The following is a 7,338-nucleotide window of genomic DNA, read 5'->3' on the forward strand; positions in this document are numbered from 1 at the left end:
CAAGCTGATGGTGGACACGCACCCGACTTCGGCGTTCCCGCTGATCTACGACGCAGCACGAAAGGCGCTCACGGCGACTCTCGCCAAGCAGGGGCTTCGACCGCACGCACGCTCGGAGATCGGTGCCCACAAGGCGACTCAGCAGGCTGTCCAGGCTCGGTTGGGACGTGCCGCAGGCGTGGTACGCCCGTTCGGGCCGATGCGGTTGCGTCGGCACGACACCGAGTACCCGTCCCTGGGTGACGCGCCCATCACCGTTGGTGAGACCCACCAGGCTCTGGACGATGCGATGGGCATTGTCGAGGCCATGAAGAAGCTGCTCCCGCGCCTCGACTTCATGCGAGACGTGGGTCCCGGGGAACTCGGTGACCATCTGTCGATCATGGCTCCAACCGCCGACCTCGAAGCCATGCGAGATGCCGACGCCGAGACACTCGGCAACCACCTTGCGAGCGCGGCTCCCACAGCCGATCTTGGAGATGTCGGGGTATTCGACATGGCGATCGAGACTCGGGATGCCCAACACGGCTGGGAGATCGAGACGGTGCCCAAAGTTGGGCGGCTCGCTGAGGCTTCGCCGAGGTTGCTGTGCTGGGCGGTGTCGAGTGACGCCAACCAATACTGTTGGGACTTGGCGGACGACTCGATGCCGATCATCGTCTTCGACCGAGGATTCCTGGAGTGGACTGCGTACGACTTGTCGTTCACGGACTTCGTCGTGGGGATGATCCAGGATTCGATCCCCGACTACGCAGGCGATCGGATTGCGAGTCACCTGGGATGGCAGATGCCGGTGACGTACAAGGTGCACAAGCGCGATTGCTGGTAGCGCCTCGTCCGTGCACATGGGTTCCGCGCGGATGACGGTGTGGCACTAAAGTCGACCTATGCGTCTGGGCGTACTCGACATCGGATCGAACACGGGACACCTGCTCGTGGTCGACGCCCACGGCGGGGCGGCCCCGTCACCGGCGTACTCGTTCAAGCAGCCGCTGCGGCTGGCCGAGCACCTCGACGAGGCCGGCGAGGTGACCGAGGACGGGATCGAGGCGCTGACCGCCTTCACCCGCGACTCGGTGGCGGTCGCGGAGGAGAAGGGCGTCTCGGAGATGCTGGCGTTCGCGACCTCGGCGGTGCGCGATGCCGGCAACTCGGAGCAGGTGCTCGACCGCGTACATGCCGAGACCGGGGTCGAGATCGAGGTCCTTCCCGGCGACGACGAGGCGCGGCTGACCTTCCTGGCCGTACGCCGCTGGTTCGGCTGGTCCGCCGGACGGCTCGCCGTCTTCGACATCGGCGGTGGCTCGCTGGAGATCGCGGCCGGCCTGGACGAGCAGCCGTACGTCGCCTGGTCGCTGCCGCTGGGCGCCGGCCGGCTCGCGCGCACCTACTTCGGTGATCGGCCGACGGAGGAGGAGCTGCGGGAGCTGCGTCGTACGATCCGCGCCTCGATCGCTGAGGACGCGGGCAAGATACTGCGCGACGGGCAGCCCGACATGGCGGTGGCGACCTCGAAGACGTTCCGCTCGCTGGCACGCATCTGCGGGGCCGCGCCGAGCGGTGAGGGGCTGCGCGTGCGCCGCCAGCTGCCGCTGGCGGAGCTGCAGCGCTGGATCCCGAAGCTGTTGGAGATGTCGCTCGAGGAGCTCTCCGAGCTGCCCGGGGTCAGCCCGTCGCGGGCCCACCAGATCGTGCCCGGCGCGCTGGTCGCCGAGGCATGCCTCGACATCTTCGACCTTCCCGCCTTCGAGATCTGCCCGTGGGCACTGCGTGAGGGGCTGATCCTCGACCGTCTCGATCACCTGTCCTTCATCGGCAGTTCCAACCCGGGAAGGCCCGAATAGGAGGCCCGCGATGATCTCGCTGTCGACGTCCTCGACCTATCCCGAGTCGACCGCCCACGCCTTCACGTACGCCGCGGAGGTGGGCTACGACGGGGTCGAGATCATGGTCGGTATCGACGCGCTGTCGCAGCAGACCCATGCGGTCAAGCAGCTCGCCGAGCACCACGGCCTGCCGATCGTCGCGATCCACGCGCCGACGCTACTGTTCACCCAGCAGGTCTGGGGCTTCGAGCCGTGGGGGAAGCTCGAGCGGTCCGCCGAGATGGCCGCCGAGGTCGGGGCAGCGGTGGTCGTCGTACATCCGCCGTTCCGCTGGCAGCGCGAGTATGCGGCCGGGTTCGTGGACGGGATCGCCACGTTGGAGCGCTCGACCGGGCTGAAGTTCGCGGTGGAGAACATGTATCCGTGGCGGGCGGCCAAGCGTGCGACGCAGATGTATCTGCCCCACTGGGACCCCTCGACCGAGTCCTATGCGAACACGACCATCGACCTCTCCCATGCCGCGATCGCGGGGGACGACGTGATCGAGATGGCCGAGCGGCTCGGTCCGCGGCTGCGGCACATCCACCTCACCGACGGCACCGGCTCGGCCAAGGACGAGCATCTCGTGCCCGGCCGCGGCCACATGGGTGCCGACCGCTTCCTGCGCCATCTCGCCGCCTCCGGCTTCGACGGCGAGATCGTGCTCGAGATCAGCACCCGACGCGCCCGCTCGCGCTCCGAGCGCGTCGCCGACCTCCGTGAGTCGCTCGAGTTCGCGCGGAAGCACTTCCAGGCCTGAGCCTCTCCGTCGGTCGAGCCGCGAGCGGGATCAGTCGTGGGCGGCGAGCCAGGACCAGGTGAGCGAGGTCAGGGTGAGGGCGAGGACGGCGGTGGCGACGCCCCACCAGCCGACGACGTACGCGTAGCCGAGCAGCCAGCCGAAGAGGCTCGAGCCGCCGTAGTAGAAGAGGTTGTAGAGGGCGCTGGCTTGGGCCTTGCCGACCTGTGCCCGGGCCCCGACCCAGCCCGAGGCGACGCCGTGGGCGCCGAAGAAGCCGGTGGTGAGGACGACGAGGCCGGTCAGGACCGTCGCGAGGTTGTCCGGGAAGGTCATCACGATGCCGACGATCGTGATGACGACGCAGGTCAGCATGACCTTTCGCCGACCGTGGGTGGCGGCCAGCCGGCCCGCGACCGAGGAGGAGACGGTGCCGCCGAGGTAGGCGAAGAAGATCTGGCTCGAGATCGCCACCGGCAGCCCGAAGGGCTCGCGCTCGAGGCGGAACCCCAGATAGTTGTACGTCGCCACGAACCCGCCCATCATCAGCGCGGCCTGCCCGTAGAGCACGAGCATGCCCGGGTCGCGGAGGTTGGCGAGCACCCCCTCGCGTACGGACGTCGTCGGCTTGCCGGTCGGCCTGACCCAGCCCTGGGCGCGCGGGATCAGGGTGATGGCGATGATCGCGGCGATCGCGGAGAGGACGCCGCCGGCGGTGACGCCCAGGCGCCAGCCGCCGAGGTCGGCGAACGGCCCGGTGATGACCCGGCCGAGAAGACCGCCGACGGTGGTGCCGGAGATGTAGATGGCCGCGGCGAGGCTGACGTGGCGTACGTGGATCTCCTCGGCCAGGTAGGCGACCGCGAGGGCGGGTACGCCGCCGAGGGCGAGACCTTCGAGGCTGCGCAGCACGAGGAGGGTGGTGAAACCGGGGGCGAGCGGGGTGAGCAGGCCGAGGACGAGGGAGATCGAGAGCGCGATCTTCATCGCCGGCGCCCTGCCGATGCGGTCGGCGACCCACGACCAGCCGAGGACGCTGACCGCGAGGCTGAGGGTCGCCATCGAGACGGTGAGCGCGGCGGAGGCCTCGTTGACCTCGAGCGCGTGGGCGACGGTGGGGAGGATGCCCTGGGTGGAGTACATCTGCCCGAACGTGGCGATCCCGGCGGCGAAGAGGCCGATCAGGATCCGCCGGTAGCCGCTGCTGCCTGCATCGTGCCCGACCCAGGGGCGGCTCAGGGAGGCATCGACGGACATCGTTCTCACGGTAAAGCAGGTGCTGTGGGTGGGTGAAGCCGCGGCGTGCGTGAGATATCTCTACTCTGGGGGCGATGTCAGTGCTGACGGATCGGCTCTCCGATCGACTCTCGACGCGTCTCGTCGGTGTCGACGTGGCGCGCTGCCTGGCGTTGCTGGGGATGATGGCGACGCACGTGCTCGAGCCGGTGGACGCCTCCGGGGAGCTGACCCGCATCCAGGCCGTCGCCGGTGGCCGGTCGGCGGCGCTCTTCGCGGTGCTCGCCGGGGTCAGCCTGGCGCTGATGACCGGACGTCAGGAACCCGTGCGGGGCCGAGTGCTCGCGTCCCGGTCGCTGGGGCTGTCCGCGCGGGCGGTGCTGATCGCCGCGCTCGGGCTGGTGCTCGGGTCGCTCGGCACCAACATCGCGGTCATCCTGACCTACTACGGGGTGCTGTTCCTGATCGGCATCCCGTTCCTCGGGCTGCGGGCACGGTGGTTGTGGCTGCTCGGTGCGGTTTGGGTCGTTGTCGGACCGCTGTTGTCGCAGGTCGTCCGCCCGATGCTGCCGCCGCGGCAGTTCGCCAGCCCGGAGCCATCCCAGCTGCTGGAGCCGGGCCGCCTGCTCGCCGAGCTGCTCTTCACCGGCTACTACCCGGCCGTCCCGTGGCTGGCGTACCTGCTGATCGGGATGGCCATCGGCCGCATCGACCTGCGGAACCGGCTCGTGGTCTCGATGCTCTGGACCGGCGGCATCATCATCTCCGTCGCGGCCACCTGGCTCTCGGAGAGGCTGACCCGGCTGCCGTCGGTGGCCGAGGTGCTGCTGCGCAGCTATCCGGGGACGGACATCGACGGGGCGCTGACCGCGATGAGCTACGGCCTCTACGGGCAGACGCCGGTCGACGGCGGCTGGCAGTGGCTGCTGGTCGTCGCGCCGCACTCGTCCACGCCGTTCGACCTGGCGCAGTCGATCGGCAGCTCGATGTTCGTCATCGGCGCCTGCCAGATGATCGCGCTGCGGCTGCCGGAGCGAGGGCGCACCGCGATGGCGGTGCTGTTCGGCGCCGGCACGATGACCCTCACCCTCTACACGCTGCACGTGGTGATGAGGACCGATGCCGTCTGGCCGCCGGAGACGCCCGACACGTACGTCTTCCACGTGCTCGTCGTCATGGGGATCGGCGCGCTCGTCACCGCGTGGGGCCGGCCCGGGCCGCTCGAATGGCTCGTCGGGCGACCCGCCGCCTGGTTGCGCCGGACGGAGCCGCGCCGCGAGCCGACGCCGTCGGGTTAGCGTGGCCGCATGAGCACGACAGCACCGCGGCGAGGACGCAGGCCCGGTTCGCCGGACACGCGGGCGGCGATCCTGGCGGCGGCTCGGCAGCGCTTCGCGCAGCAGGGGTACGCCGCGACCTCCGTCCGCGGGATCGCGACCGCCGCCGGTGTCGACTCCGCGCTGGTGCACCACTACTTCGGCACCAAGGAGGACCTCTTCGTCGCCTCGCTCGAGCTGCGGATCGACCCACGGGAGATCGCGCCGATCATCACCGCCGGTGGGCGCGACGGTGCGGGGGAGCGCCTGGTGAGGCTGCTGCTGAGCGTGTGGGACGACGAGGAGTCGCGGCTCCCGCTGCTGGCGCTGGTGCGCAGCGTCTTCGAGCCAGAGGGAAAGGCGCTGGTGCCGGAGGCGTTCGGCCGGCTGATCCTGGGGCCGGTCGGCGAGGCGCTCGAGCTCGACGACCCGGACCGGCGGATGACCCTGGTCGCCTCGCAGCTCGTGGGGATCGTCGTGCTCCGCTACGTCGCCCGGATCGAGCCGCTGGCCTCTGCGCCCGCGGAGACGCTGGTGGCGACGTACGCGCCGGTGGTCCAGGGATATCTGACCGGACCGTTGCCGTAGGCCTCTTGCGCGGCGACGGCCGGCGTGCGACATTTCATCGTGTGATGAATAACGTGGTTGAGGTGTCCGGCCTCCGGGTCGTACGCGGGAAGCGCGAGGTCCTCCACGACCTCGACTTCTCCGTGCGGGCCGGTGAGGTGACCGGGCTGCTCGGGCCGTCGGGGTGTGGCAAGACGACGCTGATGCGGGCGCTCGTCGGGGTGCAGGCGAAGGTGACCGGGACGCTGACCGTCCACGGCGAGCCCGCGGGGTCTGCTTCGTTGCGCTCGCGGATCGGCTACGTCACGCAGGCCTCCAGCGTCTACGACGACCTGACGGTCACCGAGAACCTCCGCTTCTTCGCGAAGGTGCTCGGCGCGCCCGCCTCCTCGGTGACGTCGGCGATCGAGACGGTGGACCTGGTGTCCCATGCCGACCAGGTCGTACGCGACCTCTCCGGCGGCCAGCGCTCGCGGGTCTCGCTCGCGGCCGCGCTGCTCGGCTCGCCGTCGCTGCTGGTGCTCGACGAGCCGACGGTCGGGCTCGACCCGGTGCTGCGCGAGCAGCTGTGGGGGACGTTCCGGGCCCTGGCCGAGGCCGGCGCGGCTGTCATCGTGTCCAGCCATGTCATGGACGAGGCCGACCGGTGCGACCGGCTGCTGCTGATGCGCGAGGGCGTGTTCCTCGCCGACGGCAGCCCGACCGAGATCAAGCAGAAGGCGGACGCCGACGACATCGAGCATGCCTTCCTGACGCTGGTGAAGGAGGCGGCACGATGAGTCTGCGACGGACCCTCGCGGTGGCGGGGCGGGTGCTCGCCCAGATCCGGCGTGACCACCGCACCCTGGTGATGCTGGTGGTGCTGCCGACGCTGCTGATGTCGTTGCTGTGGTGGATGTACGAGGACTCGCCCGCGCCCGTCTTCGACCAGATCGGTCCGGCCCTGCTGGCGATCTTCCCGTTCATCGTGATGTTCCTGGTCACCTCGGTCACCACGCTCCGCGAACGCTCCTCGGGAACGCTCGAGCGGCTGCTCGCGATGCCGCTGGGCAAGGGCGACTTCCTGCTCGGCTACGCGCTCGCCTTCGGGTTGTTGGCCGCCGTCCAGTCGGGTGTCGCGGTCGGGGTCAGCGTGGGTCTGCTCGGGTTGGAGATCGACGGCTCGGTCGCACTGCTCGTGGTCGTCGCGATCGTCGACGCCGTCCTCGGCACCGCGCTCGGGCTGCTGGTCTCGGCCTTTGCCACGACCGAGTTCCAGGCGGTCCAGTTCATGCCGGCGATCGTGGTCCCGCAGATCCTGCTGTGTGGTCTGCTCGTGCCCCGCGATTCGCTGCCGGCGGTCCTCGAGACCATCTCCGACCTCCTCCCGCTCTCCTACGCCGTCGACGCGATGACCCACCTCGTCACCTCCTCGGAGACCGGTGACGTCTGGACCGACCTGGCCGTCGTGTCCGGGTTCGTCGTGGCCGGCCTCGCTCTCGGCTCGGCGACGCTGCGGCGGCGTACTCCCTGATCGCCGAATCGGTAGTTGTGGCGGCCGAGTCCGCACTTGTGGCGGCCGAGTCTGCAGTTGTGGGCGACGAACCTCGACTTTAGTGGCCCCCAACAAAAAGAA

The 7,338-nt window shown here is 69.7% G+C and carries 8 protein-coding genes; 7 read left to right on the forward strand and 1 reads right to left on the reverse strand.

Going from position 1 to position 7,338, the window contains the following annotated elements; translation table 11 throughout:
- Positions 1-7: 7 nt before the first annotated feature.
- Genes ABZ796_RS08895 through ABZ796_RS08905 form a run of 3 tightly spaced genes read left to right on the forward strand, consistent with a single transcriptional unit; the run spans position 8 to position 2,625 of the window.
- Positions 8-829, forward strand: a complete 822-nt coding sequence (locus ABZ796_RS08895) for a hypothetical protein (protein WP_357336260.1) — start codon at positions 8-10, stop codon at positions 827-829.
- A gap of 58 nt (positions 830-887) precedes the next feature.
- A complete protein-coding gene (locus ABZ796_RS08900) occupies positions 888-1,844 on the forward strand; it encodes a Ppx/GppA phosphatase family protein (RefSeq protein WP_357336261.1) in 957 nt (318 codons plus the stop codon).
- A 10-nt stretch (positions 1,845-1,854) separates the two neighbouring features.
- A complete protein-coding gene (locus ABZ796_RS08905; RefSeq protein ID WP_357336263.1) occupies positions 1,855-2,625 on the forward strand; it encodes a sugar phosphate isomerase/epimerase in 771 nt (256 codons plus the stop codon).
- Between the two features lie 30 nt (positions 2,626-2,655).
- Here ABZ796_RS08905 and ABZ796_RS08910 read toward each other — a convergent pair whose 3' ends face one another.
- A complete protein-coding gene (locus ABZ796_RS08910) occupies positions 2,656-3,861 on the reverse strand; it encodes an MFS transporter (protein WP_357336264.1) in 1,206 nt (401 codons plus the stop codon).
- A 74-nt stretch (positions 3,862-3,935) separates the two neighbouring features.
- Between ABZ796_RS08910 and ABZ796_RS08915 the strand changes: the two genes are divergently transcribed.
- From ABZ796_RS08915 to ABZ796_RS08930, 4 genes are read left to right on the forward strand one after another with little or no spacing between them, the layout of a single operon-like run.
- Positions 3,936-5,138, forward strand: coding sequence for a heparan-alpha-glucosaminide N-acetyltransferase domain-containing protein (locus tag ABZ796_RS08915; RefSeq protein WP_357336265.1), 1,203 nt, complete (start codon positions 3,936-3,938; stop codon positions 5,136-5,138).
- 9 nt (positions 5,139-5,147) lie between these two features.
- On the forward strand, positions 5,148-5,744 hold the full coding sequence (locus tag ABZ796_RS08920; protein ID WP_357336266.1) for a TetR family transcriptional regulator: 597 nt from the start codon (positions 5,148-5,150) through the stop codon (positions 5,742-5,744).
- Positions 5,745-5,788: 44 nt separating this feature from the next.
- Complete coding sequence (gene ccmA, locus ABZ796_RS08925) at positions 5,789-6,502, forward strand: heme ABC exporter ATP-binding protein CcmA (RefSeq protein WP_357336267.1); 714 nt, start codon at positions 5,789-5,791, stop codon at positions 6,500-6,502.
- Positions 6,499-7,236: an ABC transporter permease gene (locus tag ABZ796_RS08930; protein WP_357336268.1), complete on the forward strand. Its 738-nt coding sequence runs from the start codon at positions 6,499-6,501 to the stop codon at positions 7,234-7,236. The genes ccmA and ABZ796_RS08930 overlap by 4 nt, the downstream gene beginning before the upstream one ends.
- Positions 7,237-7,338 lie beyond the last annotated feature (102 nt).

Source organism: Nocardioides sp. NPDC047086 (assembly GCF_040643685.1).
Classification (GTDB): domain Bacteria; phylum Actinomycetota; class Actinomycetes; order Propionibacteriales; family Nocardioidaceae; genus Nocardioides.

Coding starts and splice junctions, on each gene's coding strand:
- ABZ796_RS08910 (WP_357336264.1), bottom strand. CDS start 3,861: ATGTCCGTCGATGCCTCCCTGAGCCGCCCCTGGGTCGGGCACGATGCA.
- ccmA (WP_357336267.1), top strand. CDS start 5,789: ATGAATAACGTGGTTGAGGTGTCCGGCCTCCGGGTCGTACGCGGGAAG.
- ABZ796_RS08900 (WP_357336261.1), top strand. CDS start 888: ATGCGTCTGGGCGTACTCGACATCGGATCGAACACGGGACACCTGCTC.
- ABZ796_RS08905 (WP_357336263.1), top strand. CDS start 1,855: ATGATCTCGCTGTCGACGTCCTCGACCTATCCCGAGTCGACCGCCCAC.
- ABZ796_RS08895 (WP_357336260.1), top strand. CDS start 8: ATGGTGGACACGCACCCGACTTCGGCGTTCCCGCTGATCTACGACGCA.
- ABZ796_RS08920 (WP_357336266.1), top strand. CDS start 5,148: ATGAGCACGACAGCACCGCGGCGAGGACGCAGGCCCGGTTCGCCGGAC.
- ABZ796_RS08915 (WP_357336265.1), top strand. CDS start 3,936: ATGTCAGTGCTGACGGATCGGCTCTCCGATCGACTCTCGACGCGTCTC.
- ABZ796_RS08930 (WP_357336268.1), top strand. CDS start 6,499: ATGAGTCTGCGACGGACCCTCGCGGTGGCGGGGCGGGTGCTCGCCCAG.